The sequence below is a fragment of the Roseovarius mucosus DSM 17069 genome, assembly GCF_000768555.3.
Taxonomy (GTDB): Bacteria; Pseudomonadota; Alphaproteobacteria; order Rhodobacterales; family Rhodobacteraceae; genus Roseovarius; species Roseovarius mucosus.
Genome location: NZ_KN293991.1, coordinates 601,745 through 627,421, shown reverse-complemented (window position 1 = coordinate 627,421; position 25,677 = coordinate 601,745). Strand labels below are relative to the sequence as shown.

20 protein-coding genes, 1 tRNA gene and 2 pseudogenes are annotated in these 25,677 nt (G+C 63.1%); 11 read left to right on the top strand and 12 right to left on the bottom strand.

Annotated elements, in window-relative coordinates; genetic code table 11:
• The first annotated feature begins 227 nt into the window (after positions 1-227).
• Positions 228-2,687, top strand: coding sequence for a heavy metal translocating P-type ATPase (locus ROSMUC_RS20760; protein ID WP_037276804.1), 2,460 nt, complete (start codon positions 228-230; stop codon positions 2,685-2,687).
• Positions 2,684-3,070 carry a Cu(I)-responsive transcriptional regulator gene (cueR, locus tag ROSMUC_RS20755; protein WP_037276803.1) on the top strand — a complete coding sequence of 129 codons (387 nt, stop codon included), beginning with the start codon at positions 2,684-2,686 and terminating at the stop codon, positions 3,068-3,070. The genes ROSMUC_RS20760 and cueR overlap by 4 nt, the downstream gene beginning before the upstream one ends.
• Positions 3,071-3,164: 94 nt before the next feature.
• Here cueR and ggt read toward each other — a convergent pair.
• The 3 genes and pseudogenes from ggt to ROSMUC_RS20740 all read right to left on the bottom strand — a co-directional run bounded on the left by ggt (position 3,165) and on the right by ROSMUC_RS20740 (position 7,090).
• Positions 3,165-4,938 (bottom strand): annotated as a pseudogene (gene ggt / locus ROSMUC_RS20750) (gamma-glutamyltransferase).
• A gap of 12 nt (positions 4,939-4,950) precedes the next feature.
• Positions 4,951-6,063, bottom strand: coding sequence for a THUMP domain-containing class I SAM-dependent RNA methyltransferase (locus ROSMUC_RS20745; protein WP_037276802.1), 1,113 nt, complete (start codon positions 6,061-6,063; stop codon positions 4,951-4,953).
• A 39-nt stretch (positions 6,064-6,102) separates the two neighbouring features.
• A pseudogene (locus ROSMUC_RS20740) lies at positions 6,103-7,090 on the bottom strand (2-hydroxyacid dehydrogenase).
• 102 nt (positions 7,091-7,192) lie between these two features.
• Here ROSMUC_RS20740 and ROSMUC_RS20735 point away from each other — a divergent pair.
• The 3 genes from ROSMUC_RS20735 (at position 7,193) to ROSMUC_RS21235 (ending at position 8,299) form a co-directional block, all read left to right on the top strand.
• Complete coding sequence (locus ROSMUC_RS20735; RefSeq protein ID WP_037276801.1) at positions 7,193-7,696, top strand: SH3 domain-containing protein; 504 nt, start codon at positions 7,193-7,195, stop codon at positions 7,694-7,696.
• A 128-nt stretch (positions 7,697-7,824) separates the two neighbouring features.
• A tRNA-Gln gene (locus tag ROSMUC_RS20730) sits at positions 7,825-7,899 on the top strand.
• 220 nt (positions 7,900-8,119) lie between these two features.
• The gene (locus ROSMUC_RS21235) at positions 8,120-8,299 is read left to right on the top strand and encodes a hypothetical protein (protein WP_206018486.1); all 180 of its coding nucleotides are present in this window, start codon (positions 8,120-8,122) and stop codon (positions 8,297-8,299) included.
• A gap of 211 nt (positions 8,300-8,510) precedes the next feature.
• Here ROSMUC_RS21235 and ROSMUC_RS20725 read toward each other — a convergent pair whose 3' ends face one another.
• On the bottom strand, positions 8,511-9,623 hold the full coding sequence (locus tag ROSMUC_RS20725) for a Do family serine endopeptidase (RefSeq protein ID WP_037276918.1): 1,113 nt from the start codon (positions 9,621-9,623) through the stop codon (positions 8,511-8,513).
• 174 nt (positions 9,624-9,797) lie between these two features.
• Here ROSMUC_RS20725 and ROSMUC_RS20720 point away from each other — a divergent pair, with 174 nt between their 5' ends.
• Together ROSMUC_RS20720 and ROSMUC_RS20715 are read left to right on the top strand one after the other, a co-directional pair.
• Positions 9,798-10,469 (top strand): winged helix-turn-helix domain-containing protein, encoded by a 672-nt coding sequence (locus tag ROSMUC_RS20720; protein ID WP_037276800.1) that lies wholly within the window; start codon positions 9,798-9,800, stop codon positions 10,467-10,469.
• Positions 10,466-11,818, top strand: a complete 1,353-nt coding sequence (locus tag ROSMUC_RS20715; RefSeq protein WP_037276799.1) for a sensor histidine kinase — start codon at positions 10,466-10,468, stop codon at positions 11,816-11,818. Before ROSMUC_RS20720 ends, ROSMUC_RS20715 begins: the two co-directional genes overlap by 4 nt.
• Before the next feature lie 79 nt (positions 11,819-11,897).
• Here the strand turns inward: ROSMUC_RS20715 and ROSMUC_RS20710 are convergent, their stop codons facing one another.
• The 6 genes from ROSMUC_RS20710 to ROSMUC_RS20690 all read right to left on the bottom strand — a co-directional run bounded on the left by ROSMUC_RS20710 (position 11,898) and on the right by ROSMUC_RS20690 (position 20,256).
• The gene (locus ROSMUC_RS20710; RefSeq protein ID WP_037276798.1) at positions 11,898-14,528 is read right to left on the bottom strand and encodes an AAA family ATPase; all 2,631 of its coding nucleotides are present in this window, start codon (positions 14,526-14,528) and stop codon (positions 11,898-11,900) included.
• Positions 14,525-15,040, bottom strand: a complete 516-nt coding sequence (locus ROSMUC_RS21525; RefSeq protein ID WP_245875257.1) for a hypothetical protein — start codon at positions 15,038-15,040, stop codon at positions 14,525-14,527. The genes ROSMUC_RS20710 and ROSMUC_RS21525 overlap by 4 nt, the downstream gene beginning before the upstream one ends.
• Complete coding sequence (locus ROSMUC_RS21520; protein ID WP_245875256.1) at positions 14,985-15,641, bottom strand: metallophosphoesterase family protein; 657 nt, start codon at positions 15,639-15,641, stop codon at positions 14,985-14,987. The genes ROSMUC_RS21525 and ROSMUC_RS21520 overlap by 56 nt, the downstream gene beginning before the upstream one ends.
• Before the next feature lie 120 nt (positions 15,642-15,761).
• Positions 15,762-16,511: an SDR family oxidoreductase gene (locus ROSMUC_RS20700; RefSeq protein ID WP_037276797.1), complete on the bottom strand. Its 750-nt coding sequence runs from the start codon at positions 16,509-16,511 to the stop codon at positions 15,762-15,764.
• A 42-nt stretch (positions 16,512-16,553) separates the two neighbouring features.
• Positions 16,554-18,020, bottom strand: a complete 1,467-nt coding sequence (locus tag ROSMUC_RS20695; RefSeq protein ID WP_037276796.1) for an aldehyde dehydrogenase family protein — start codon at positions 18,018-18,020, stop codon at positions 16,554-16,556.
• A 211-nt stretch (positions 18,021-18,231) separates the two neighbouring features.
• On the bottom strand, positions 18,232-20,256 hold the full coding sequence (locus tag ROSMUC_RS20690) for a TonB-dependent receptor domain-containing protein (protein ID WP_425442849.1): 2,025 nt from the start codon (positions 20,254-20,256) through the stop codon (positions 18,232-18,234).
• A gap of 243 nt (positions 20,257-20,499) precedes the next feature.
• Here ROSMUC_RS20690 and ROSMUC_RS20685 point away from each other — a divergent pair, with 243 nt between their 5' ends.
• From ROSMUC_RS20685 to ROSMUC_RS20670, 4 genes are read left to right on the top strand one after another with little or no spacing between them, the layout of a single operon-like run.
• Positions 20,500-21,564, top strand: a complete 1,065-nt coding sequence (locus tag ROSMUC_RS20685; protein WP_037276794.1) for a hemin-degrading factor — start codon at positions 20,500-20,502, stop codon at positions 21,562-21,564.
• Positions 21,561-22,457: a heme/hemin ABC transporter substrate-binding protein gene (locus ROSMUC_RS20680; RefSeq protein ID WP_037276792.1), complete on the top strand. Its 897-nt coding sequence runs from the start codon at positions 21,561-21,563 to the stop codon at positions 22,455-22,457. Before ROSMUC_RS20685 ends, ROSMUC_RS20680 begins: the two co-directional genes overlap by 4 nt.
• The gene (locus tag ROSMUC_RS20675) at positions 22,438-23,505 is read left to right on the top strand and encodes a FecCD family ABC transporter permease (RefSeq protein ID WP_102106042.1); all 1,068 of its coding nucleotides are present in this window, start codon (positions 22,438-22,440) and stop codon (positions 23,503-23,505) included. The genes ROSMUC_RS20680 and ROSMUC_RS20675 overlap by 20 nt, the downstream gene beginning before the upstream one ends.
• Positions 23,505-24,293 (top strand): heme ABC transporter ATP-binding protein, encoded by a 789-nt coding sequence (locus tag ROSMUC_RS20670; protein ID WP_206018485.1) that lies wholly within the window; start codon positions 23,505-23,507, stop codon positions 24,291-24,293. Before ROSMUC_RS20675 ends, ROSMUC_RS20670 begins: the two co-directional genes overlap by 1 nt.
• Before the next feature lie 52 nt (positions 24,294-24,345).
• Here ROSMUC_RS20670 and ROSMUC_RS20665 read toward each other — a convergent pair whose 3' ends face one another.
• Together ROSMUC_RS20665 and ROSMUC_RS21150 are read right to left on the bottom strand one after the other, a co-directional pair.
• Entirely contained in the window at positions 24,346-25,035 is a 690-nt protein-coding gene (locus ROSMUC_RS20665) for a flagellar hook capping FlgD N-terminal domain-containing protein (protein ID WP_037276790.1), read from the bottom strand.
• Positions 25,036-25,045: 10 nt separating this feature from the next.
• Positions 25,046-25,471, bottom strand: a complete 426-nt coding sequence (locus ROSMUC_RS21150; protein ID WP_037276788.1) for a flagellar hook-length control protein FliK — start codon at positions 25,469-25,471, stop codon at positions 25,046-25,048.
• Positions 25,472-25,677 lie beyond the last annotated feature (206 nt).

Here is a 25,677-nt window from a genome sequence, read left to right as displayed (position 1 = left end):
CTCAACTCCGTTCCGCGTCCCAGCAACCGCCTCAGCAGCGCCGGTGAAGGGGTATTTACGGGTGAGCCTGGAGAGTCGCAAGGGGTTTTTTACAGAAAAATGAATTTTTCTTCGTACCGCCTGTTTTCCCTGCAAATCGCTCTGTTTTCCAGCAATTTGGGCCTCAGCTCTTGACCTTACAGTGACTGGAACCCCTATCTAAGCCTCAAATCACAAAGGGAATCGTCATGGCAGAGCCGAGCAACATTAGAATCGAGGTACAGGGGCTGAGCTGTGCAGGCTGTGCCGGGAGAGCCGAGCGGGCGCTTGGCGCAGTGGCCGGGATTAGCCATGCCTCGGTCAATTTTGCCAATGGCACTGCGCAGATGAGCCTGAACGGCGCAGAGGCCGCCGAAATCGTGGCTGCGCTGCGGGCGGCCAACTACCCGGCCCGCGAGGATACCGTAACACTTGCCGTCAGCGGCATGACCTGCGCCTCCTGCGTGGGCCGCGCCGAGCGCGCGCTGATGGCCCTGCCCGCCGTGCTCGAGGCGCAGGTCAATCTTGCCACGGAAACGGCCCGCGTCCGCTATTTGCCCGGCAGCACGGATGCGCGCGCTCTGGCGCGTGCCCTGACCGAGGCGGGTTATCCGGCACGACTGCACACCCCCGGCGGCGAGGGCCCCACAGCCCGGCGCGCGGAAGAGATCGGCCATGCACGCCGACAGGTCTGGATCGCCGGTCTTTTGACACTTCCGGTCTTTGTGCTGGAGATGGGGGGGCACATGATCCCGGCTCTGCATGATCTGATCATGACGACGCTTGGCATGGGACTGTCCTGGTCGGTGCAGTTCGGGCTGACCACGCTGGTTCTGCTCTGGCCGGGGCGGCAATTCTACCGTCTGGGCGTTCCCGCGCTGCTCAAGGGCGCGCCGGACATGAACAGCCTCGTGGCCTTGGGCGCGAGTGCGGCCTGGGCCTATTCCACGGTGGCGCTCTTGGCCCCTACGCTTTTGCCCGAAGGCACGCGCGCGGTCTATTTCGAGGCGGCGGCAGTCATTGTCACCCTGATCCTGACGGGCCGCTGGCTCGAGGCGCGGGCCAAGGGCCGCACGGGGGCAGCAATCCAGCGACTGATCGGGTTACAGCCCAAGACGGCAAGGGTCGAGCGCAAGGGCAAGGTCAGCGATCTGCCTATAGATGAAGTCGCCCTTGGCGATCTGATTCATCTGCGCCCCGGCGAGCGGGTAGCGATTGATGGCGAGGTGACAGAGGGTCACTCGCATATCGACGAATCCATGATCACCGGCGAGGCGCTGCCCGTGGCCAAGGGACCCGGTGACAGCGTCGTCGGCGGCACGGTCAATGGCGCCGGCGCGCTCAGCTTTCGCGCGACGGCCGTCGGGCAGGATACGGTTCTGGCGCGAATCGTGGCAATGGTCGAGACGGCGCAGGGCGCCAAACTGCCGGTGCAGGCGCTGGCGGATCGGGTGGTGCGAATATTTGTGCCGGTGGTGATCGCGATTGCACTTGTGACGGTGGCGGTCTGGCTCCTGTTGGGCTCGGCCCCGGTTCTGACCCACGCGCTGGTCGCGGGGGTGTCTGTTCTGATCATCGCCTGTCCCTGCGCTATGGGTTTGGCGACGCCGACCTCGATCATGGTGGGCACCGGGCGGGCGGCGGAACTGGGCGTACTGTTTCGCAAGGGCGAGGCGTTGCAGCGGCTCGATGAGGTGCGCGCCATTGCCTTTGACAAGACCGGCACGCTGACGCGCGGCAAACCCGAGGTGACGCGGATTGCAGTGGTGGCAGGGCAGGATGCGGACACCGTGCTGCGGCTGGCGGCGGCGGCACAGGCGCGCTCTGAACACCCCATCGCTCGCGCGGTCGAGGCTGAAGCGGCGCGGCGGGGTCTTGAGGTGCCGGGGGCAAGCGCCGTGCGGGCCATCGCCGGGCACGGGCTGAGCGCCGAGGTCGAGGGCCTGCGTATTCTGATCGGCGCGGCGCGCCTCATGACACGCGAGGGCATCGAGATCGGCACCTTGGCCACAGAGGCCAAGGCCCTTGCAGAGGCGGGACAGACCGCCATCCACATCGCAATCGATGGGCGTCTGGTGGCGGTGTTGGGCATCGCCGATCAGGTTAAACCGACCAGTGCTGCGGTCATCGCCGCCCTCCATGCCAAGGGGATCAAGACCGCGATGATCACCGGCGACAGTGCGGCCACAGCCCGCGCCATCGCGCGCGACCTTGGTATCGACCATGTCGAGGCTGAGGTGCTGCCCGAGGGCAAGGTGGCGGCAGTGCGTGCGCTGCAAGAGCAATTTGGCACGCTTGCCTTTGTCGGGGACGGGATCAACGATGCGCCCGCGTTGGCACAGGCCGATGTGGGAATCGCCGTGGGCACCGGTACGGATGTAGCCATAGAGGCGGCAGACGTGGTGCTGATGTCGGGCGATCTGACCGGCGTGGTCGAGGCGCAGGCGCTCTCGCATCGTACTCTACGCAATATCCGGCAGAACCTCTTTTGGGCCTTTGCCTATAACGCCGCACTCATTCCGGTGGCGGCGGGGGTGCTCTATCCGGCAACGGGCCTTCTCTTGTCGCCAATGCTGGCGGCGGGGGCGATGGCACTCTCGTCGGTCTTCGTGCTCTCCAATGCGCTTCGCCTCAGGCGGATGCGCCCGATGATGGGAGATGCGGCATGAATATCTCGGACGTGGCCCGCGAAACCGGCCTGCCCCCCAAGACGATCCGCTATTATGAGGAGATCGGTCTCATCCGGCCCCTGCGCGACACCAATGGCTACCGTGTCTTTCGCCAGAGCGACAGTCACAAGCTGGCCTTTCTGGGGCGTGCCCGCGCACTCGGGTTTTCCATAGAGGATTGCCGCAAGCTGATGGCGCTCTACGAAGATCAGGACCGCGCCAGCAGCGATGTCAAACAGCTGGCCCAAGAGCATCTGACGCAGATCGAAGAGAAAATCGTGCAGTTGCAGTCTATGCAAGCCGCGCTGCAGCATCTGGTGCGCGAATGCGCCGGGGATGCGCGGCCCGATTGCCCCATCCTGCGCGATCTGGCCGAGGGCTGAGCAGGCGGGGGGCGCTGCCCCCCGGACCCCCTGAGGTATTTCAGGCCAGATGAAAGCAGACTGGTTTCTTTATGGCCCAAATACTCAAAATCGGTCATTCGCCATAGGCAAGCCCTTCACGGCGGGGATCGGCCCCGCCTGAAAGCTCCGTGCCAATGGCAATGACATGCAGGCCAGAGGTCAGCGCCGTCTGGCGTGTTTCAAATCCCATATCGGAGAGAGGTGCCACCAGAGCAGCGGCGGCGGGTTCGATGTCATAGGGGCCAAAGCGGTTGACGAGATGCGGCAGGCTGACCGCCCCTTGCACATCAAGGCCCCAATCCACCCAAGCGATGATGGTCTTGGCGACATAGCCGATGATGCTGCTTCCCCCCGGACTACCCAGCACAAGCACCGGGGCACCGTCGCGGCGCAGAATCGTGGGTGCCATGGAAGAGCGCGGGCGCTTGCCGGGGGCCAGAGCATTCGCGATGGGCCGACCGTCGTCGTGGGTGGCAAAGGAGAAATCGGTCAGCTCGTTGTTGAGCAGAAACCCCCGCACCATCAGGCGCGACCCGAACCCGTTTTCAATCGTCGTCGTCATCGACAGGGCATTGCCGTAGCTGTCGACAATCGAGATATGCGAGGTTGAGGGCAGTTCCAACGATCGATCATCCGCCCAGAGATGGGCGTGATCGAACTCGGGTTGGCCGGGTGCCACCTCTGGCAAGGCATCGTCTCCGCGCAAAAGCTCTGAACGGGTCTTGAGATAGTCAGGAGCCAATAAGCCCTTGATCGGCACCGGCACGAAATCGTTATCGGCCAGAAAGCGGCCACGGTCAGCAAAGGCGAGGCGGCTGGCATCCCCGATGAGGCGCCAAGCCTCGGGGCTTTTCGGCCCAAGGATCGATAGGTCGAAAGGTTCGAGAAGCCCCAGGATTTGCCCCACCGTGCTAGCCCCCGACGACGGCGGCCCCATCCCGCAAACCTCATAGCCGCGATAAGGCGTGCAGAGCGCGGGCCGTTCCTTGACCCGGTAGATGGCAAGGTCGAGGGGGCTCAGGACGCCCGGATTGCCCCCCGACCGCTGCACCCGCTCGGCAATATCAAGCGCGATCTCGCCGGAATAAAAGACGGATACCCCCTCAGAGGCGAGGCGGCGCAGAGTGTCGGCATAGTCCGGGTTGCGCAGCGTCTGCCCCGCTGCGAGCGGTGTGCCGCCGGGCAGAAAATAGTCGCGCGTATCCTTGAATATCTTGAGGCGTTCGGCATCCTCGGCAATCAATCCGGCCAGACGCGGACTGACGGGAAAACCGCCCTCAGCCAGGGCGATGGCCTCGGAAAACAGCCCTGCCCAATCGGCCCGCCCCCATCGGGCATGCGCATCGGCCAGAAGCGCCGGGGTGCCGGGCGTGCCCACCGAACGCCCGCCCACCACCGCATCAAAAAAGGCGAGCGGCTGTCCCGTCGCATCCTGAAAGAGTGTAGGGGTTGCCGCCAAGGGCGCTGTTTCGCGCCCATCAAGCGTGGTGATCTTACCGCTTGTGCCGTCGTGCCAGACAAGAAAGGCCCCCCCGCCCAAGCCCTGAGCTCTGCGGCTCGACCAACCCCAACACAAGCTGCGTGGCGATCATCGCATCCGCCGCCGTGCCACCCTCGCGCAGCACCCGCGCCCCCGCCTCGACGGCAAGCGGATGGGCCGCGGCGATCATCCAGTTGTGCGATTCGACCGGCTGGCCCGCGTCCTTGGCCGCTTGCGCCGCCGCAAGCGGCAAAGGCACCTGCAAGACCCCTGCCCCGGCCCCCTCGGGTGCGACGGTATCGGCAGCCTGTTGCGCCCAAGCCGTCCCGCCTGTGACCATGACAAGGATCAGAACCAGCGCGCGCATGTGGCAGTCTCCCTAGAGCGGATCAGTGCGCCAGAGCGTCACCTTGAGCCCACCATGCGCCACAGGCGGCCCCGGTGGCAAGAAGGGCAGCCCGGTGGTCTTGGCCAACCCTGCGTCACTGGTGACAATACCCACGCGCCATCCGGTCATCTCGCGGCGCAACACCTCGCCCAAGCTGGCATAGAGGCCAAAAAGGAGCTTGCGATTGCCGATCCGTGCACCGTAGGGCGGGTTGACCATTACCAGCCCTGGCGGCCCCTCGGGACGGGTCAGCGCCGAAAGCGGCTGGCAGACAAAGCGCGTGATCCCGGCAACCCCGGCGCGGTCCGCATTCTCGGACGCCATGCGCACAGCGCCCGCGTCGCGGTCAAACCCCATGAACCGCTGGGTTGTGGCGCGTGGCGTGTCTGCGGCCTTCAGCGCCGACCAAACGGCTGGATCAAAGGCTGCCATATCCTCAAAGGCAAAGCGCCGCGTGCGACCGGGCATCAGCCCCGCCGCAATTTCTGCCGCCTCGATGGGAAAGGTGCCGGAACCACACATCGGATCAAGCACCGGCTCGCGCCCGTCGTAACCGCATTGCCGCAAAAAAAGCGCCGCCAAGGTCTCTCGCAGGGGCGCCTTGTTCACGGCCTCTTTATACCCGCGCCGATGCAACGGTTCGCCTGATGTATCAAGACTGAAGGTGACCAGATCATCCTCGATCCGTGCCATCAGGCGCAGGGGCGCATCCTCTGTGACGGACACGCCTAAGGATTCGGTCAACGCCTTGACGATCCGCTCTGTCGCTGCCCCCGCATGATAGATCTTGGACTTGCGACAGGTGACTTCGACTCGCAGCGGCACATCCGGGCGCAGATGCGCGGCCCAATCGAATTTCCGCGCCCGCTTGTCCAACTGGGCTAGGTGCATCGCGCGGAACGCCCCGATCCGCGCCAGCACCCGCCCTGCCCCGCGCAACACGAGATTGGCGCGCCAGACATCAGGCCAAAGGCCCATGAAGCTTACCCCGCCGGGCAGGATCGTGACAGGGCCAAAGCCATTCTCCACCGCCTCTTCTGCGAGGGCGGTTTCATGTCCCGGTGCAGCGGCAAGGAAGATTTCAAAAGGCTCTGGCTGGGTCATCGCGCCGTCATAGGCCAGAGCGAGGCCAAAGGCGAGCCATCACAGCATCGAGGGGACGACCTGATCCGGCGGGCGGTGGCCGTCGTCAAAGGTCTTGATGTTGATGATCACCTTTTCGCCCATCTCGATCCGCCCTTCGACGGTGGCCGAACCCATATGCGGCAAGAGCACGACATTCTTCAACTCGCGCAGGCGCGGATTGATGTCAGCCCCATGCTCGTAGACATCGAGGCCTGCGCCCGCGATCTCTCCGGCACGCAACATCCGCGTGAGGGCGTTTTCGTCGATCACCTCACCGCGCGAAGTGTTGACGATCACCGCCTCCGGCTTCATCAACTTGAGGCGCCGGGCGTTCATCAGGTGGAAGGTCGAGGGCGTATGCGGGCAATTGATGCTGATCACATCCATGCGCGCCACCATCTGATCCAGACTTTCCCAATAGGTTGCCTGAAGGCTCTCTTCGATCTCGGGACGCAGGCGGCGGCGATTGTGATAATGCACCTGCATGCCAAAGGCCGCCGCGCGCCGCGCCACCGCCTGACCGATCCGGCCCATTCCGAGGATACCCAGCCTGCGACCGGCAATCCTGCCCCCCCAAAAGCGCCGTTGGCGACCAGCCGCCCCAATTGCCCGTTTGCATCATCGCCAGCCCTTCCGGCAGGCGCCGCGTGACACTGAGGATCAGTGCCATCGTCATGTCAGCAGTGTCGTCAGCCGAAACCCCCGGTGTATTCGACACAAGGATGCCGTGCTGACGCGCGGTGCCCACGTCGATATGGTCCACCCCCGCCCCGTAGTTGGCGATCAGCTTGAGCCGGTCCCCGGCCTGGGCGATCAGGCTGGCGTCGATCCGGTCGGACAGGGTCGGCACCAGAACATCCGTCTCCTTGACCGCGCGGGCCAGTTCCTCGCGTGTCATGGGCGCGTCCGTCTCGCGCAGGCGAACATCAAAAAGTTCGCGCATCCGCGTCTCGACCGGCTCGGGCAGGCGTCGCGTAACGACAACACTCAGGCGTGCAGATGGCATGAAGCCCTCCTTGAAACTTTCCTTTCAGGCGCGTTACTGCCAGAGTGGCGCAGGAAAGAGCGGGGCACAAGAACCCCCTTGCAGTTTGCGGGCAGAATTCGAATGACGGCAATGAAATCCGGGCTTGCCGCCCTTGTCATGGTGATGGGACTGGGCCCCTTAGGTGCCTTGGCCCAAGAACGCGGGCCGGTCACGAACCTGCCGCTGCCACGTTTTGTGTCGATGAAGGCCGCTGAGGGTAATGTGCGCCGCGGCCCCAGCCTGACGCATCGCATCGACTGGATCTTCAAGCGGCGCGACATGCCGCTCGAGATCACGGCAGAGCATGGCCATTGGCGCCGGGTGCGCGACCGGGACGGTGCGGGCGGCTGGGTGCATTACACACTTCTCTCTGGCGTGCGCACCGCCAGTGTCGAGGTCGAGATGCTGGACCTGCTGGCCAAGCCCGAAGCGAATGCCATGGTAGTGGCCCGTCTGGAACAGGGCGTAATCGCGCGACTCGAGGAATGCCAAGCGGACTGGTGCGCAGTATCCGCCGGTGGCTATGAGGGCTGGGCCCCCAAATCTGCGCTCTGGGGGGTCACGGAGGGTGAGACTTTCGAGTAACCACCCCCGTAGACAATGAATTTATGTATTTTTATCAGATGGATGCCGCGTCATCCGGATTGCATCTCGTTTTTTTTGCCAAGCACCCTTGAACCGCGCCAAGCTCCAGAGTAATTAGCGCGTCACGTTGGGGTGTAGCCAAGTGGTAAGGCGTCGGTTTTTGGTACCGTGTACCGTAGGTTCGAATCCTACCACCCCAGCCAATTTTTCTAAATTCTCCGTTAGATTAAGCCGCGCGGGCTGTGTGCAGGGCGCAAGTGTCCGCTTTTATGCCCCCGCAGACAGATCACTCAGACGCTGCGGCGTGGGATCATCTCACGCGGCGACGTCAGAGATCGTCCGACGATTGGGGCCATTCCCCCTGATTTAATGAAACATGGCCCGAATGAGTTTTGGAGAAACCGAACCTCGACCTGAAGTGGCGTGAGCAGATGGGAAGTGCGTCAGCCTGCCGCATTTTTTCTCGGCGCATCGCCCTATCTGGCCAGTAATGACACCGGCAAAGAAGGAAAATGCAAAATGTTCAAAGGCCTAGGCATTTCAATTGGTATCATTTGCGCAGGAATGGTGGGACTTCCTGCGCTTATACTGGCCGCTCTTTGATGTTGCTTGAGGCCGAAAGAATGGCCTCACCCATCTTGGCGTGACAGGGTCCTTGGATCGCAAGAGTACAGCTTGGACAATGGCTTGAGGGTGACCTTGAGGTTATCCAAGACCGCAAAACGGTCGGCCTGCACCAGCTGCGCATCGATTAGTCAAGAGAGGCCGGATCATCCGCGTCGGCGCCGCATGGATACGCCGACGCGGTATTGCCTCAAGCGTTGGGATTGGCGAGCGTGCCAATCGTCACGTCGAGGGTCTTCTCCGCCCCCTTGTGCAGCACCTTGACGGGCACGATGGCCTCTGGTGTGGTTGCAGCCACAGCGCGGGTCAAATCGCGCAACTCGGAAATCTCAGTCTCATTGAAGCTGAGGATAATATCGCCTTGTTTGAGCCCGGCCTTGGCGGCGGGGCTATCGGGCGTAACGTTCTCGATCACTGCGCCTCTGGGGGTTTCGTACCCTAGCACTTGGGCGATATCTTCGGGCATAGGCTTGATCTGCACGCCGAGCCAGCCACGCGTGATCGTGCCGTCATCGGACAGGTCCGCAACGATGTGCTGCACAAGGTCCGACGGCACCGCAAAACCGATACCGACCGATCCGCCATCGGGCGAAAAGATGGCGGTATTCATGCCGATCACCTCACCTGCGTTGTTGAAGAGCGGCCCTCCGGAATTACCCCGGTTGATGGCGGCATCTGTCTGGATATAGTCATCATAGGGGCCGGAGTTGATGTTGCGCGACAGGGCCGAGACGATGCCGGATGTCACCGTGCCGCCCAAACCATAGGGATTGCCGACCGCGACCACCTCATCCCCGGCCCGCATTGCGTCGGAGTCGCCAAAGCGCACGAAGGGCAGGGATTCCTCGGTGTCGAGCTGGAGCACGGCCACATCGGTCAGCGGGTCGCTACCGACCACGGTCGCGTCAAATGCACGGCCATCCGCGAGTTTGACGGTCACGGTCTCGGCACCTTCGACCACATGGTTATTGGTGACGATCTTGCCGTCTTCGGAAATGATAAAGCCTGACCCAAGACCTTGACGGGCCGGCATCTCACCTCTGGGCATCATCCGCTCGAACTGACGGCGCAACTCTTCGGGCAGGCCCTCGGGTAATTCGCCGGACATGTTGGTTGGCTGCGCCTTGGCGGTGACTTCGATATAGACAACCGCGGGCGAGACGGCGGCGACGAGATCGCCATATCCGCCCGCAGGCACCGCTAGCGCCGGGTTGGCGGCCCCCAGTGAAAGGCCTGTTGCGCCCAGAACGGCGACAAGGGCTGCGGACCCTGCAAGGCGACGGGAAAGAGGTGTGGAGGACATCATTGAAAGCTCCGTTGTGTTGCGTCCGATGCTGCCCATATGCTGCACAGGTCTCACAGCCGGATGTGCCCGACTATACAAATAGTTTAGGAAAGGCAGGCGCGGCCAAAAGCGGGTGCAATGCAGGTCGAACAAGGATAGCTGTTTGCAGGCGACGCACATCGAGAGGATGACATGAAACTGCTCGTGGTCGAAGACGATGCAACGACAGGGGCCTATATCGCGCGAGGTCTGCGCGAAGAGGGGCATACTGTCGATCTGGTCAGCAACGGGCGGGAGGCGTTGATCCAAGCAACGAGCGGCTCCTATGACGTTCTGATCATCGACCGGATGTTGCCCGAAATTGACGGGCTGACACTGGTCAAGACCCTGCGCGGGGCGGGTAATCACACGCCGGTCCTTTTTCTGACCTCGCTTGGGAGTGTCGAAGAGCGGGTCAGCGGGCTGAACGCGGGGGCGGATGACTATCTGGTCAAGCCCTTTGCCTTTGGCGAGTTGTCGGCACGGGTTGCAGCGCTTGCGCGGCGTCCGCATGCGCTGGAGCAAGAGACCGTGTTGCGCGCAGGTCCCCTGGAAATGGACCTGATCGCCCGCAAGGTAACGCGGGAGGGGCAGGAGATCGACCTTTTGCCACGAGAGTTCGCAATTCTTGAGCATCTGCTGCGCCGTAAGGGGCGCGTGCAGACACGCACGATGCTGCTCGAAGCAATCTGGGACATCTCGTTCGATCCGATGACCAATGTGGTTGAAACCCATATCAGCCGCTTGCGCGCCAAGGTGGACAAGCCATTCGCGACAGAGCTTATCAAGACCGTGCGCGGTGCAGGTTATCGGATTGACGGATGATCCTGACTCGCGTCTCACTTCTCCGTTCGATGCCGATCCGGCTGGCGGCTGGCCTCGTGTTCTTGTTCTCGCTCGTATCGCTGTTGGGGCTCCTTGCGAGTTATCTTTACACGCAAGCCTCCTTTGAGGAGACGCTTCGCGCCGATCTTACGCAGGATATGGCCGGATTTCACGCGGCCCCTTCTGCCGCCGCACTCGCCTCTTTGGTCGAGGCGGAGGCGCGCAACACGGATCCCGAACGAGTCGTGTTGAGTTATTTCGCGCCGAACGGACGGCACTATGGCAACGCACTGGTGGCGCGCGATGCGGATGGCTATCGGATTCTGTCCTATCTTCCGGGAAACCCGGAAATCGAGGGGCGGTTTCTGGCGTTGACCACCTCGCTGCGTGGTGGTCAACTCACTGTGGCACGCAGCCTTGCGCATATCGACGCGCTGCGGGAAACTTTTCTAAACATACTGGGTATATCGCTGCTGCCGACGGTTCTTGTGGCGCTGTCGGGCGGACTGTTTCTGGCGCGGCGCGGCGCGCGGCATGTGGCGGTAATCAGCGGAACGCTGGATCAGCTGACTTCGGGCAACCTGCAAGCGCGGGTGGGCGCTGTTAAAGGCTGGTCTGACGATCTGGCCCGAATTGGCGCCAAGATTGATCAGATGGCCCGCTCCCAAGAGGATGTGGTCGAGAGCCTGCGGCAGGTTTCATCGGATATTGCCCATGACCTCAAGACCCCGATTCAACGCGCTGCCGTCCATCTGGATGAATTGAGTCAGAGCCCGGATCTGACCGGGAATGCGCGGGAGATGCTGGAAAAGGCACAGGCGGAACTCGACCGGATCGTGTCGATCTTTCACGCGCTATTGCAACTGGCACAGATCGAAAGCGGCTCGCCACGGGCGCGGTTTGCGCCGGTGGACCTGTCCGAGCTATGCCGGACCTTCTGTGATGTCTACGAGCCCGCTGCCACTGAGAATGGGCAAACTCTGATCTGCGCCCTCCCCGATGTCCCGGTGCGTCCAGTGATGGGGGATCGCACGTTGTTGGGGCAGGTTCTTGCCAATCTCATTGAGAATGCCATGCATCACACCCCGCAAGGTAGCCGGATCACCGTTGCTCTGTGTCAGTCAGAAGCCCATGTGTATCTGGCGGTCACGGATAACGGCCCCGGCATCCCCGAGGCAGAGTGGGATCTGGTGCTGCGCCGACTTTACCGGCTGGATCGTAGCCGCATGACCCCCGGGAATGGATTAGGGCTGAGCCTTGTTGCGGGAATTGCGCAAGTGCATGATGCGACGTTGGCCCTCAAAGATGCGGGCCCTGGTCTGCAGGTCGGGCTCCGCTTTCCCTCCTAGCGCGGCATGAGATCTCTGCACGGATTGCCGGTGGCGTGCCCCACGTTGGTCCTTTGGCAGCACGGCCCAGAGGCCGCGCTCATGTTGCCTCAACCGTCACCTCTGCGCGCGTGCCACCCAAAGCCGCAAAGGCGCGTTGTCGGCAGGTGAGAACAAGAATTTGCTGTTCGCGCGCCGAACGATGGAGCGCATCAAACATGGCTTCGATGCGATCATCATCGGAATGAACTAGGGCATCATCCAAAATCACCGGGACGGGACGTCCCGAGGCCGCAAATAGCCGCGCAAAGGCCAGCCGTGTCAGAATCGCAACCTGTTCGCGGGTGCCGCCCGAAAGAATGTCGAGCGATTCCGCTTGACCATTGCGGGTCAGAATCGCCGGCAAAAGGCTGGTGTCGTCAATAGATAGCTGCGCTCCCGGATAGAGGATCGAAAGAAGCGGCTGCAACTCGCGCAGGACCGGGCCGAAATAGGCCTCGCGCGCGAGAGTTCGCGCCTCGTCCAACGCGCGGCGCAGACGGGTGAGGGCCCGCGCCTCGGCCTCGTAGCGGGTGGCGCGCGCCTCAGATTCGACGCGGGCGTCGGCCAAGGCGGATAGACGTTCCTCAATCCCTTCTTCGGCCAGTGCCGCGATAGTGGCGTTGAGGCTGGCAAGGTTCTCGCGGGCCATGGCCAGATCGCGCGTGGTCTGATCGACCGCTCCCTTGGCGCGGGTCAACCGGGCCTTGGTAGTGACAAGGTCCGGGGCGGTGGCGCGCAGGTTATCACATGCCCTTTCGGCCTCCACACAGGCGCTGGCAAGCGCGGGCTGGCGGGCCCGGAGATCGGCAATATGGGCGGCCAGCGCATCCGGATCCCCGGCTTCGGACAGGGCGGCCTCAAATTGCCGCTCTGCGCTACTGCGGTTGGCCTCGGCAGCGGCGCGGGTTTCACCTGCGGCCACGGCCAGATCATGCGCCGCCTTCGCGGTGGCGCGCGCGATCTCCTCGTCGGCCTCGGCAGCGGTGAGCTCCTTGGTCAAGCCATCAAAATCCTCAGCCTCTTGCGGGGCCTCAGCTGCGGCGGTCAGCGCCCGCGCCAAGGCCTCGCGCAGCGCCTCAACACCCTCAGGCGCCACTTCGGCGCAGAGAGCCGCACCCTGCTTGGCCTCTGCCTCAAGCCGTTGAGCTTTGGCCCATTGGGTGCGGGCGTCGGCTAGCGTGTCAACCTGCGCCTCCGCCAAGAGACGCGCTAGCGTCCTGCCTGCTCGTTCAATTTCGGCGGCACTGTTCGTGCCGCGCGCGAGACCTGGGTCGATATGCAACATCCCAAAGCCCGGCAAGGCAATGTCAGTTGCGACAAAGATCGGCGTGGGACGCGCGGCAAGGGGCTGACCATTGCGCAAAGCCGGGAGGCCGTCGGGGTACGCCGTAATCGTCACGGCCTGTGCCTCGGCCCGCGCGCGTGCCAGATCGAGATCACTTTGGGACTTGTCGGCGGCGTCAAGCAGTTTGGCCGTGACGCGGATGCCCGCCCGCGCGGCTTCGGTCTTGTACAGCACCGCCAGAAGTTCGGTGGCACGGTCCAACCGGCGCTGGAGATCCTCCGCCTTGATCCGTGCTGCATGCGCCGCTTGGGCACGGGTGGCCTGTTGCAGGCGGCGGCGCAGGTCGCGCGCCTTGGCGGCAAGATCCTCGGCGCTCTCGGCAGCGGCCTGGTCGCACTCGGCCAGGTTGGCAAAGCGGGTGTAAGCTCTTTTTGCGATTTCCTCGGCCTGCGACATCGTCTCTTTTGCCTTCTCTAGGCGGGCGGCACGGCCTTCTGCTGCCAGCACATCGCGCTGCAGATGCTCGGCATCCAACCGGGCAAGGCGCAGGGCGGTTTCGGCCTTTGCACCTTCGGCCTGATGCGCTTGCGCGGCTTGATGCTCCGCCTCGGCCTGAGCGAGGGCCTGCGCACGTCCAGCGATGTCGGAGGGATCGGTCAAGCGGGCAAGGTTGCGCTGAACCTCGGCCCGACGGATGAGGTCACCCGACAGCCGCGCGGCGCGCGGACGCAACTCGGCTTCTTCGCTGGCGAGTGTTGCGGCCTCTTCAACCGCGCGGGCCCATTCGCCTCCGGCCTTGGGGCGTCCGGTGGCTGTCGTCAAGCGCATCAGCGCGTCGGTCACACGGTCAATCACGCCGTCCATCCGCCGTCCGCCGGTCATCATGTCGATCTCACCCGCGACGGAGGACAAAAGATCACGTCGCGCATTCAACCCGCGCTCACGCTCACGCTTGTCGTCCGCGCCGCTGCCCTCGGGTTCCAACCCCATCAACCCTTGCCGTACCCAGAGCAGGCCAGACGGGCCTGCCAGCCCCCCGCCCATAAGCTGGTCAATCCACGCCTCGGCCTCGTCTGCCTGAGCGATCAGGCGGCCAGTGGCATCCTGCACCTGCGCCTGCGGGCGGTTGAGCCACCGCTTTGCAATGCGAAAGCGCCCCTCTGCGAGTTCTACCTCGGCCGCAACCTCGGGCGCGCCCCCAGCATGCGGTTGCAGAGCCTTGATGGCGGCATTGCGGCTGTTATGCCGTTCGAAGAACAATGCGTGCAACGCGTCAAAAAAGGTCGACTTGCCGAATTCATTGGGCTGGGAGAGCACGGTGATCCCGTCGCCAATCTGGCTGAGGCGCGCCCGCTGCCCCGCGAAGCGGCGCACGTTGGTCAACTCGATGACGCGTAGCCTCACGTCCTCACCTCTTGGCTAAGGGCATAGAGCCGGGCGAGCGCCGCTGACGCCGTATCGCGGTCGGATTGCGAAAGCGTGGCATCCCCCGCCTCGGCCATCAAAACCTCGGCGGCTTGACGCAGCGCGCCGGCACGGTCGATCTGATCGAGGTCTTCGGGAATCGCCTCAACGGCCAGAGCAGAGAGGTCCGCCGCGAACCAGCCGAAAGCCGGGGCGCGCGTGGCCAGATCACCCTCGAGTGCGGCGCGCTCGGCCAAAGGCAGGCGTCCGGTCACGGTGAGGCGCACCAGATGATCACGAGCGCGGATCTGCGGAAGGGCGGCGGCAAGGCGCGCTATCACATCTTCGCCGGGCAAAACGTCTAGGGTCGGCCGGCGCCAGCGAAACTGCGCGGTGTCGACCGGCGTCACCTCTGCTGTGCCCGCGAGTGTCACGAGGAGTGCGGCCCCCGGTGTGTCATGCTTGAACCCGTCCGGTTCTGGTGTTCCGGAATACCAAGTAGTAGGTGTCACCTGCATCTGCCCATGCCAATCGCCAAGGGCGAGATAATCGAGACCCGAGCGCGTGGCCCGGTCGGGCGGGATGATGCCAAGGGCACCTTCTTCGCCCGAGAAATCGGTGATCGCCCCATGCCCAAGCCCGGATGCGCCGCGCGCCGTGGGGCGTAGGGGCCGACATTGCCTCGGTAAGATCGCGCCCCGGGCGGCGCTGCGTGCAGGGCGCGGGCAAAAGCCAGTGATCGGGGGCAAGAGCGACCGGGGCATCGGAGGCGATGACGCGCAAATTCGCAGGGGAGGCCCGCGCGATGCGCCGCCAGAGTTCGGAGGCCGCAAGGCTGTCATGGTTGCCGGGCAGCAGCACCCAAGTCAAATCGTCTTCCTCGCCCATCGCACTGAGGGCTTGCCGCAATGTGTCGGGGGCTGGCGTTTCGGCATCGAAAGTATCACCCGCGAGCAGAACCACCCCTGCCCCGCCGTCGCGCGCGGCCTTGGCCAGCCGGGCAATCACCCCATGCCGCGCCTCACGCAGGCGGTGGCGTATACCCTCGGGATAGCCGCCAAAGGCGCGGCCAAGATGCAGGTCCGAGCTATGAAGGAAGCGAAAGGGGGTCATGGGGTTCCTTGTTGCGGCAAAGTGCTCTGTGGCAAGCTTGCCGCAAATGGGCGCACGATCAAGGCGTGGCACCCCTTGATCCGAGCGGTCGGCGCATTGTCCCGAAGCGCGCACCCATTCTCATATCGTCCGCCCGCCATCGACCTCCAGCACCACGCCGGTGATGAAATCCGCCTCATCCGAGGCCAGATAAAGCGCCGCATTGGCGATGTCGCGCGCTTCGGATAGGCGGCCCATCGGAATCGTCGAGATGAACCGCGCGCGGTTCTCGGGCGTGTCAGGCATACCCATGAACTGCTCCAGCAGGCCCGTTGCACCCATCACCGGCGCGATACAGCAGACGCGGATCTTGTCAGGGGCAAGTTCCACGGCCAAAGAGCGCGTCATCAGGTTCACCGCCCCCTTGGACGAGTTATACCAGGTCAGGCCCGGGCGCGGGCGGATGCCTGCGGTTGAGCCGATGTTGATCATCACCCCGCCCCCGGCAGCGCGCCAGAGCGGCACACAGGTCTTGGTCATGTGAAAGATTGACAGCACGTTGATGTCGTAGATCTTGCGAAAGGTGGCCTCGTCCGTTTCCATCAGGGGGCTGTTGGGATTGCTCCAACCGGCATTGTTGACCACGACATCAAGCCCGCCAAAGGCGGCAACCGTGGCATCGACGGCGGCCTGAACCTGATCGCCCTTGGACACATCGCAGGTCACGGCGATGGCATTCTCACCAAGCGCCTCTGCCACGGCGCGCGCGCCGGCCTCGTTCAAATCGACCACCGCCACCTTGGCACCTTCGCGGATATAAGCCTCTGCAATTCCTTTGCCAAAGCCCGAGGCTGCCCCGGTCACAAGTGTTCGTTTTCCCTGTAGTCTCATCTTGCATTCCTTTGGTCTTGTCAGTGCCACCCGCAGCGCGGCCTAGCCGTGATGGTTGATGATCGTCTTGATCCGCGAGAATTCGAGCAGCGCGGCAAAGCCCTTTTCGCGGCCATGGCCCGACTTGCGGATGCCGCCAAAGGGCAATTCGACGCCGCCACCCGCGCCGTAGCCGTTGATAAACACCTGACCGCAGCGCATCGCCTTGGCCACACGCTGTTGGCGTCCGCCATCGCGGGTCCAGACGGCGGCGACAAGGCCATAGTCAGTGGCATTGGCAATCGAAATCGCCTCGGCTTCATCCTCGAACGGGATCAGGCAGAGCACCGGGCCGAACACCTCTTCTTGTGCGATCCGCGCCTTGGGATCGCATGGGCCGAACACGGCGGGGGCAACGTAATAACCGCCTTTTGGCGCATCGGGGCGGATGCTGCCACGGGCCATAAGCGGCGCGTCGGCCTCAGCGATATAGGTCTCGACCCGCTTTTTCTGCTTGGCGGAGATGAGCGGCCCAAGCACCGCATCCTCGCCGGAATCCGAGGCGGCGATGGCGCTGAACCGGGACGTCAATTCGGCCACGGCGCGGTCGTAGATGCCACGCTGCAAGAGCACGCGGGTGCCCGCCGAGCAGGTCTGGCCGGCATTCTGGATCACCGCATTGACGAGAACCGGCATCGCCGCCTCAAGGTCAGCGTCGTCGAACACGATCTGCGGTGACTTGCCTCCCAATTCCAGCGTGCAGCCAATGAAATTCCTGGCCGCTGCGGTCTGGACGATCACGCCGACCTCTGGCGACCCGGTGAAGGACATGAAATCAATCCCCCGATGATCCGCCAGCGCCTGACCGGCCACGGCACCGCGCCCGGTGACGATATTGATGGCACCGGGGGGAAAGCCCACATCGATCGCCAGTTCAGCAATCCGCAACGCGCTGAGGCAGGCGTCTTCAGCGGGTTTCAGGACCGTGGCATTGCCCATGGCGAGCGCCGGGGCAACCGAACGGCCAAACATCTGCGCAGGATAGTTCCACGGGATGATATGGCCGGTCACGCCATAGGGCTCGCGGTGCACTTCGACATTATAGCCGTTGAGAAAGGGCACGATCTCGCCATGCACCTTGTCCGCGCCACCGCCGTAGAATTCGAAATAGCGTGCAGTGACTTTCATATCGGCGCGCGCCTGCGCAATCGGCTTGCCGTTATCGCGCCGCTCGAGCTGTGCCAGTGGTTCGATATTCTCAAGGATACGCTCGGAGAGGCGGATCATCAGGCGGCCCCGCTCTGCGGCGGTTAGTCTGGACCACTCGCCGCCGTCAAAGGCCGCACGCGCCGCTGCGACCGCCGCGTCGATATCGCTGGCGTCGCTGTCGGCAATCTGGGCAAAGGGCAGCCCGTCAATGGGCGAAAGCACCTCCATCACCTTGCCCGAGAGTGCGGGGACCCACGCGTTGCCAATCAGGTTCAGTGGCTTTGGGATGACCGGTGTTGCATCGGGATCAATGTCTTTCATGCCTTGGCTCCTTGGTGTTCAAATTCCCCTCACCATGGTGTCCTGTCGGATCCTGCCGATCGTACACGGCGTATTGAGGCTAAGGGTTGGATTCGCTCGTCGTCAGCGTGATCGAGCGATCCCGCGCGCGCAAGGTCTGAAAGCTGTTGGCACGGTTCGAAGCTGCGGTAACAAGGGGGCAAGTCGAAGCGCCCTGCCCCCTGATTCCTTCTTAGAATGTCTTGGCGAGCGTCAGCTTGAAATTTCGCCCCACCGCCGGACGGGTGGCCAGGTTGGGCATGTATTGCTCGTCGAGCAGATTCTCGATGCCGACGCGAAATTCGGTTCCCTCCCAAACTCCCCGCTCGGGGGCGATGGTAGCGCGCAGGTTGTGGACCGTATACCCCTCGTCCCGCACGCCGTTGACGGTGATGGAGTCGGCGCTGACAACCTCCCAACTCAGGTCATAGGTGTCGTCAAACACCTTACCCACAGTGGCGCGCAGGCTGTTGGCAGCAAGGTTGCGCCAATCACGGACCCCACCCAATGCGTCCACCTCTTCGCCATCGGAGATTGTGGCGTTGAGATCGACGTAAAAGCCGTTTCCCATGGCATAGGACGCTTCAAACTCCAGCCCTTGGGTCTGGATTTCATCCAGTAGGGCTTGGGCGGGCGTGGTATCGACAAAGGAATTCACATCCCAAAGTTCACTGTCGAAATACGTGACCTTGAGCGCCAGACTGTCACTGTCGCGCAAGAGACCGCGACGGTCATAGGAAAAGCCAAGCTCATAGGTGCGCGATTTTTCGCTCCGCCCAATCCGGATAGGGAATTCCAGATCGTCGATGATCGGCAAAACCTCGGTATAGGCGGCGCTGCCGAACAGGGTAAAGCCGTTGTTGAACGCATAGCGCAGCGACAGACCGCCCACCAGCGCGTCCTCGGAAAAGCGCCCATCGTTGGGGGCGGTGTTTCCGTTGACCTCAGAGGTTTCGTAACGGATGGCGGGCGTCAACGTCCAAGCACGACCGATGTCGATCTCATCCACAGCAAAGATCGCCCAGCGGTTATCTTCTCCCCCCGGTGCGGCAAAGGCATTGACGCGCTCGCGGTTGATGTATTCGACCCCCGCTGTCAGATCGTGGCGCAATGCGCCGGTATCGAACAGGGATGTGTTCTTGAGTGTAAGCGTGGTCGTTTCGTAATCATGGTCCGCATCAAGCAGCGCCGAACAAATGCTGATCGGAGCCGGTGGGCTGCCAGGGCAAGAGACAGGAGACTGAAGGATTGATTCATCCACATGCGAATATTGCAGCGTCAGATCAACCAGATCGTTAAGCGGGTTGAAGTTGTATTTGAGGATGCTTGTCTGGCTCTCGACCTCGCGGTCGACGTTGCCGAAGAAGGTGAGATTGCCAAAGCTGTCGAACGGCACGTCGAATTGTGAACTTTGGGTGTCCTGATAGCTGGCCTCGATCGAATGGGCCTTATCCTCGCCAAAGCGATACTTGGCCTTGATCAACATCGAGGGATCGTCGATCCGCGCCCTGAGCGGGTTGATGACAGTGCCACTGCCATCCTCGGGAAAACCCAGCCTGCGGCTGACATAGTTGAAGAGCAGGCCGAAATTCTCGGTCGGTTGCCACGCCCCGATGGTCGAAGACGTCACACCATTGCCGTTGGTCTGGAATTCCAGAGTTTGACGCAGGCCAAACCCGGTCTCGCCTTCGGTCACATCCTCTGGGTCGATGGTTTCGAGCCGCACGACGCCGCCCACAACGCCAGACCCGTATTCGAACGACCCGACCGTGCCCCGGATCACCTCGACCTCCTTGAAAAGGAACGGATCGGTAAAGAGCTGCGTGCCGATACGGTAAAGCTCCTCGGAACCGCGCGTGGCCCCATCGACCTGAATCAGCACCTTTTGATCCGTGCCGAATGTGTCATTCGAGCCAAAGCCCCGGATCGAGATGCCAGACCCCTGCGCCGTGTCGCCGTTGAGCAGGGCCACCGAAGGCACCGTTACCAGCAATTCGGCCACAGACCCGGCTTGACGGTCGCGAATTTCCTCTTCGTCGATCACGGTCGTCGGCGTGGCGGTTTCGGTCTGCACCGCGCGCTTGCTTTCTCCAAGCGTCAGGGTGCCAAGAAAGCCCTCTTGCGGTAAGGTCTCTTGAGCGAAACCGACACATCCTTGGCCAAGCCCAATGCAGAGGCAGGTTGTTGTCAGTAATATGCAGCGCCTGCGCGATGTCATCACGTGTCCCTTTCGTTTCGTTGACAATGGCTGTCACACCGTTGTGCTTGCGAAAGGCTGGCACGGTTTTTTCTTTTGGTTTCAGTGGTTGCGCGATCTTTTCCGGATCGGCCTTGCGCTCTTTAATCTTTTATGAGTAAAAGAGTCAAGATTGCGATCCAGGTTTCAGGGATCGTAGTTCAGAGCCACGTCCGCGCCCGAGGCGCGATGCAGCCAGCCCATCCATCCAGACATGAGGCCGGCATGACAAACCCCGCTCCCCTTACCCCCGACGCAATCCGGGCCTTTCAGGCCGAGAACCCCAAGATGCGCAGCCGCGATCAAGCGAACCACCTTGGAATCAGTGAAGCAGAACTTGTCGCCGCTCATGTCGGGCGCGGCGTGACCGCAATCGCCGCCCATCCCGATCAGGTGATTGGGGCTGCTCAACGGCTGGGCGATGTGATGGCCCTCACCCGCAATGAGAGCTGCGTGCATGAGAAAGTGGGGCGATATGACAATTATCACACCGGCCCACACGCGGCGATGGTGCTGGCCGAGGAGATCGACCTCAGGATGTTCCCAAGCCATTGGCGGCATGCCTTCATGGTCGAGACCGAGACCGACTCCGGTCCCAAACGCAGCCTGCAAGTGTTCGATGCCGCAGGCGACGCGGTACACAAGATTTTCCTGCGCGCGGGATCATCGCTCACCGCATGGGAGGCGCTGCGCCTCTCGCTGGCCCTGCCGGAGCAATCCCCAACCCTCTCTGTCGATCCGCGCAAGCCCCCCGAGGCCGCGAAATCCAACGCCGAAAAAATCGACGTCCTGCGCGAGGAATGGCGGCGCATGACCGATACGCATCAGTTCCTGCGCCTCACGTCCAAATTGCGGATGAACCGGCTGGGGGCCTACCGCATCGCGGGCGCGCCGTTTGTGCGCGCACTGGCGACCGAAGCGGTCAATACGCTGCTGACCCAACTGGCACAGACGGGCACCGAGGTGATGATCTTTGTCGGCAATCGGGGCTGTATCCAGATCCATTCGGGCCCGATTGTCACGCTCAAACCCATGGGGCCGTGGCAAAACGTGATGGACCCGAGATTCAACCTGCACCTGCGACTGGATCACGTGGCCGAGGTTTGGGCTGTAGACAAACCCACCCAGCGCGGTGCCGCGATTTCCGTCGAAGCGTTCGACGCCCAAGGGTCGCTGATCTTTCAGATCTTCGGGTTGGGCAAGGAGGGGCGCGACAACCGCGACGCCTTTGGCCAGATCGTCGAGACGTTGCCGGGCCTGCAAGAGGCGGACGCGGAGGCGCTGACATGAGCGGGATTACCCTGACGCGCCGGGTGCTCTTGGCACAAGTCGCGCTCTTGGCTCTGGCCGGGGCGAGCCTTGCGCAAGAGGCGGACCGCGTGCTCTCCATCGGCGGATCGGTGACAGAGATCGTACATGCCTTGGGGCAGGAACATCGGCTGGTGGCGCGCGACACCACCTCGACCTTTCCGCCCAAGGCGACGGAATTGCCCGACGTGGGCTATGCCCGCGCGCTCAGCCCCGAAGGCGTGCTCTCGGTCGCGCCCTCCCTCATCCTGGCCATCGAAGGGGCTGGCCCACCCGAAGCGATCGAGGTTCTCGCGCAATCGGGCGTGACCTATGTCAACATCCCCGAGGCGCAAAGCGCAGAAGGCATCCTGGCCAAGATCATCGCCGTCGGCGCGGCACTGGGCGTGCCTGACCGCGCCGAAGTCTTGGCGACAGAGACGCGCGGCGCACTCGAGACCGCCGCAGAACGCACGGCGCAGGTGCCAGAGGGCGCGCGCAAGCGCGTCCTCTTCATCCTCAGCCTGCAAGGCGGGCGCATCCTTGCGTCCGGACGCGACACGCAGGCCGCCGCGATCATCGAAATGGCAGGGGGCATCAACGCGGTCACGGGGTTTGACGGCTACAAGCAGATGACAGACGAGGCGGTGGCAGAAGCCGCCCCCGATGTGATCCTGATGATGGACCGCACGGGGGATCATGCCATCCTTGACGAACAGCTTTTTGCCCTGCCGTCGATCCGGGTCACGCCGGCTGGTGCGACCGAATCGATTGTCCGGATGAATGGGCTCTATCTGCTGGGATTTGGACCTCGAACGGCTAAGGCCGCGCTGGAGTTGAACACCGCTCTTTATCCGCAGCCGCATGGGGCCGATGATGACCGTGACCCAAGCTGACGCCCTGTCGCATCGCCCTTTGCAAGACCGGCGCACGCGCGCCAGGCGCGCGCATCTGTGGCTGGGTCTTGGTCTGCTCCTGACCTGCGTCCTCAGTCTTGAGATCGGAGCATCAGGCGTATCTCTATGGTCAATGATCGGCTTAGGGGGGCAGGACACCCCAATGCAGGGCATCATTCTCTGGGAGGTGCGCCTGCCCCGCGTGCTCTTGGGGGTGCTGGTGGGCGCGGCGCTCGCGGTTTCGGGCACAGTGATGCAGGGGCTCTTTCGCAATCCGCTCGCCGATCCGGGGATCGTGGGGGTCAGTGCAGGAGCCGGCCTTGGGGCAATCACGGCGATTGTGTTGGGCAGCCTGTTACCCATCGCGCTGCGCGACAGTCTGGGACATTTTTTGATCCCGGTTGCAGCGTTTTTCGGCGGTTGGGTCTCTGTCCTTCTGCTCTATGGCGTCGCAACGCACGGCGGACGGACGTCGGTGGCAACCATGCTGCTGGCGGGGATTGCACTTGGCGCTTTGTCGGGCGCGGTTTCTGGCCTGATGGTCTATGCGGCAGACGATCAGCAGTTGCGCGATCTGACGTTCTGGGGGCTGGGATCGTTGGCCGGGGCAACATGGGCCAAGGTGGCCACCGCAGCGCCGATCCTGCTTTTGGCCATGGCGGGGGCTATGACGCTTGGGCGCGGCCTCAATGGGCTGGCCTTTGGCGAAGCAACGGCGCTTCACCTGGGCATTCCGGTGCAACGGGTCAAGACGCTGGCCATTCTCGCCGTGGCAGCGGCCACTGGCGGTGCTGTCGCAGCCTCGGGAGGGATCGGCTTTATCGGCATCGTGGTGCCACATCTGCTTCGATTGGCGACCGGACCAGACCACGGCCCGCTCCTCCTGAATGCGGCCCTGTTGGGGGCAAGCCTTTTGCTCGGCGCGGATATCTTCAGCCGGGTGATCATCGCGCCGGCGGAACTGCCTATCGGGATTGTCACGGCGGTACTCGGCGCACCCGTCTTTCTCTGGATCTTGCTACGGCAGCGCCCTATGGGGGATTTCTGATGCTCCACGCGGAAGCGATCACGCTCGCAATCGGGGGCAAGGCCATTCTGCGTGATGTCAGCCTCAGTGCACGGGCGGGCGAGATCACGGCCATTGTGGGCCCTAACGGCTCTGGCAAGACATCGCTCTTGCGGGTGTTGACCGGCGAAACCGCCGCAGCAGGCCGGGTGCGACTTGACCGCTTGGATGTGCATCCGCGCGCGGCCACAGCCCTTGCCGCGCGGCGCGGGGTATTGCCGCAGGCCACGCGGATCGCTTTCCCCTTCACGGTGATCGAACTGGTGCGTATCGGGCATGGCGCGGGACAACATGCGACCCGCGCCGACATTCCTGACCGCGCGCTGGCGCGTGTGGGGTTGGGGCATCTGGCCAATCGTTTCTATCAGGATCTCTCGGGCGGCGAGCAGCAGCGGGTCCAGTTGGCGCGCGTTCTCGCTCAGGTCTGGGAACCTGTTGGACCGGGCGGGGCAAACTGGCTCTTCCTGGACGAACCGGTATCGAGCCTCGATATCGGCCAACAGCTGAGCGTGATGCGGATTGCTCGCAACTATGCGCAGGCGGGGGGCGGTGTGGTCGCGGTGATGCATGATCTGAACCTGACCGCGATGTTTGCCGATCATGTCGTGATGGTGCAACAGGGCGAGATTGCGGGTGCCGGCAAGCCGCACGAGGTACTGACCTCTGGCAGACTCTCGGCGGTTTACGGCTGCGCTCTCAGGGTCAGCACGCTGCCGCTTGGACATGTGCCCTATCTGCTGCCCCAAGCCGCGCAAGAGTTCGTGGGATGATGACGGCAGGGCACGCCAAGCCATACGCAAAACCAACATCACGAGCGAACCGCTATCTCGGCGCCGGACGCAGGCCAAGAACCTGCGCCGGGGCGATCCGTTCGCCATTCTCGAGAATCAAGGCGGTCTCGCCCGCCTCGAACTGTGCTTCGGCGATTTGACGATAAAAGCTTGCGGTATGGCGCGCGAGGGTTTCTTGATCCGCGAGGGAGTGCACCGTGAGCGTGTATTCCCCCTGCGCGAGCGGGAATCCTGCCGGATCGAGGCCAGACCAAACAACCGGGCCAGAGCGCGCCGGGATCGCTTGGCGGTTCACGATGATGCCTTGGGCATCGGTTGCAACAATTTCAGCGGCATCCGCCTGGGAGTCGACTGTAGCAATCAGGGAAATCGGCTGCCCGGAGAAGGCGACAGGGCCGGTTGCCAGCGCCTCCATCCCGATCCATCCGGACACTTGCGACAAGCCCTGTGCGCCCAGTCGCGCCCCCAGATCGGTGAGCAGGTCGTTGGTCAGAACCTGTTGTTCGACCGTCGAGAAAGTCGCCAGTTGCACGGCAAAATCCGAGGATTCAATTGGATTGAGGGGGTCCTGATTGCGCAATTGGGTCGTGAGCATCTTGAGAAAGGTCTCAAAATCAGAGCTGAATCCGGTTGTGGGTCGCGCAGCGGTGGCATCCGGCTGAGGGGCGGCTGCCGCTGCGCGACCCGACGCGGTGCCCGGTGAAATCGTCGTCACATCCATCTTGTTTCCTCTAAATCAAAACATTGATGCGTGCGCCCGCCATCGCGAGCGAAAGCAAGTTTGGGGGCAAGGACATATCCAGAATAGGGCCCAATCCCTGTTCCTCGGCCTGGTGGAAACCTTGTGCTTTAGGTGCCTTGGCCGCGTTCTCGCCGGAGTTCTGCCCGGCAAAGGAGAATCGCGCCTCTTGATACCCGACATCCAGCAGCCCCCGCGCAAGCGCCTCGACATGCCGCCGCAAAAGATCAAGCGTTTCTGAACGCTCCGCGACGACCGCAACGGTCACGACACCCTCATGGCTGCTCACCCTCAGGCGCACCCGGCCCAGTTCCTCGGGCGCGAGCCTGAGATCAACGGTCGGTTTCCCCCCATCACTTGATTGCACCGCCACCGCAATTTGCCGGGCAAGCGCCTGTGCAAGATCGGGTCGTGCCAAGGCGCTAAGAGGCTGATTTGGTCCTGCAGAGGGGACGACGCGCCAGTCGGACACTTCCGTGCCCGTTGGCGCGCCCCCCTCGTCTCCGAGATCAGTCGCTTTTGCGTCGGCAGACAGAGTAACTAGTGAAAAGGCATCCCGTGCGTTGAGGTCGGAGAGCCCCGGTGATCGCATCGCCAAAGAAGCCAGGGGCGATGGCCCTAGAT

What these genes read in the sequence shown, in the direction of transcription:
- ROSMUC_RS20760 (WP_037276804.1), top strand. Translation starts at nt 228, where the DNA reads ATGGCAGAGCCGAGCAACATTAGAATCGAGGTACAGGGGCTGAGCTGT.
- cueR (WP_037276803.1), top strand. Translation starts at nt 2,684, where the DNA reads ATGAATATCTCGGACGTGGCCCGCGAAACCGGCCTGCCCCCCAAGACG.
- ROSMUC_RS20745 (WP_037276802.1), bottom strand. Translation starts at nt 6,063, where the DNA reads ATGACCCAGCCAGAGCCTTTTGAAATCTTCCTTGCCGCTGCACCGGGA.
- ROSMUC_RS20735 (WP_037276801.1), top strand. Translation starts at nt 7,193, where the DNA reads ATGACGGCAATGAAATCCGGGCTTGCCGCCCTTGTCATGGTGATGGGA.
- ROSMUC_RS20725 (WP_037276918.1), bottom strand. Translation starts at nt 9,623, where the DNA reads ATGTCCTCCACACCTCTTTCCCGTCGCCTTGCAGGGTCCGCAGCCCTT.
- ROSMUC_RS20720 (WP_037276800.1), top strand. Translation starts at nt 9,798, where the DNA reads ATGAAACTGCTCGTGGTCGAAGACGATGCAACGACAGGGGCCTATATC.
- ROSMUC_RS20715 (WP_037276799.1), top strand. Translation starts at nt 10,466, where the DNA reads ATGATCCTGACTCGCGTCTCACTTCTCCGTTCGATGCCGATCCGGCTG.
- ROSMUC_RS21520 (WP_245875256.1), bottom strand. Translation starts at nt 15,641, where the DNA reads ATGACCCCCTTTCGCTTCCTTCATAGCTCGGACCTGCATCTTGGCCGC.
- ROSMUC_RS20700 (WP_037276797.1), bottom strand. Translation starts at nt 16,511, where the DNA reads ATGAGACTACAGGGAAAACGAACACTTGTGACCGGGGCAGCCTCGGGC.
- ROSMUC_RS20695 (WP_037276796.1), bottom strand. Translation starts at nt 18,020, where the DNA reads ATGAAAGACATTGATCCCGATGCAACACCGGTCATCCCAAAGCCACTG.
- ROSMUC_RS20690 (WP_425442849.1), bottom strand. Translation starts at nt 20,256, where the DNA reads ATGACATCGCGCAGGCGCTGCATATTACTGACAACAACCTGCCTCTGC.
- ROSMUC_RS20685 (WP_037276794.1), top strand. Translation starts at nt 20,500, where the DNA reads ATGACAAACCCCGCTCCCCTTACCCCCGACGCAATCCGGGCCTTTCAG.
- ROSMUC_RS20680 (WP_037276792.1), top strand. Translation starts at nt 21,561, where the DNA reads ATGAGCGGGATTACCCTGACGCGCCGGGTGCTCTTGGCACAAGTCGCG.
- ROSMUC_RS20675 (WP_102106042.1), top strand. Translation starts at nt 22,438, where the DNA reads ATGACCGTGACCCAAGCTGACGCCCTGTCGCATCGCCCTTTGCAAGAC.
- ROSMUC_RS20670 (WP_206018485.1), top strand. Translation starts at nt 23,505, where the DNA reads ATGCTCCACGCGGAAGCGATCACGCTCGCAATCGGGGGCAAGGCCATT.
- ROSMUC_RS20665 (WP_037276790.1), bottom strand. Translation starts at nt 25,035, where the DNA reads ATGGATGTGACGACGATTTCACCGGGCACCGCGTCGGGTCGCGCAGCG.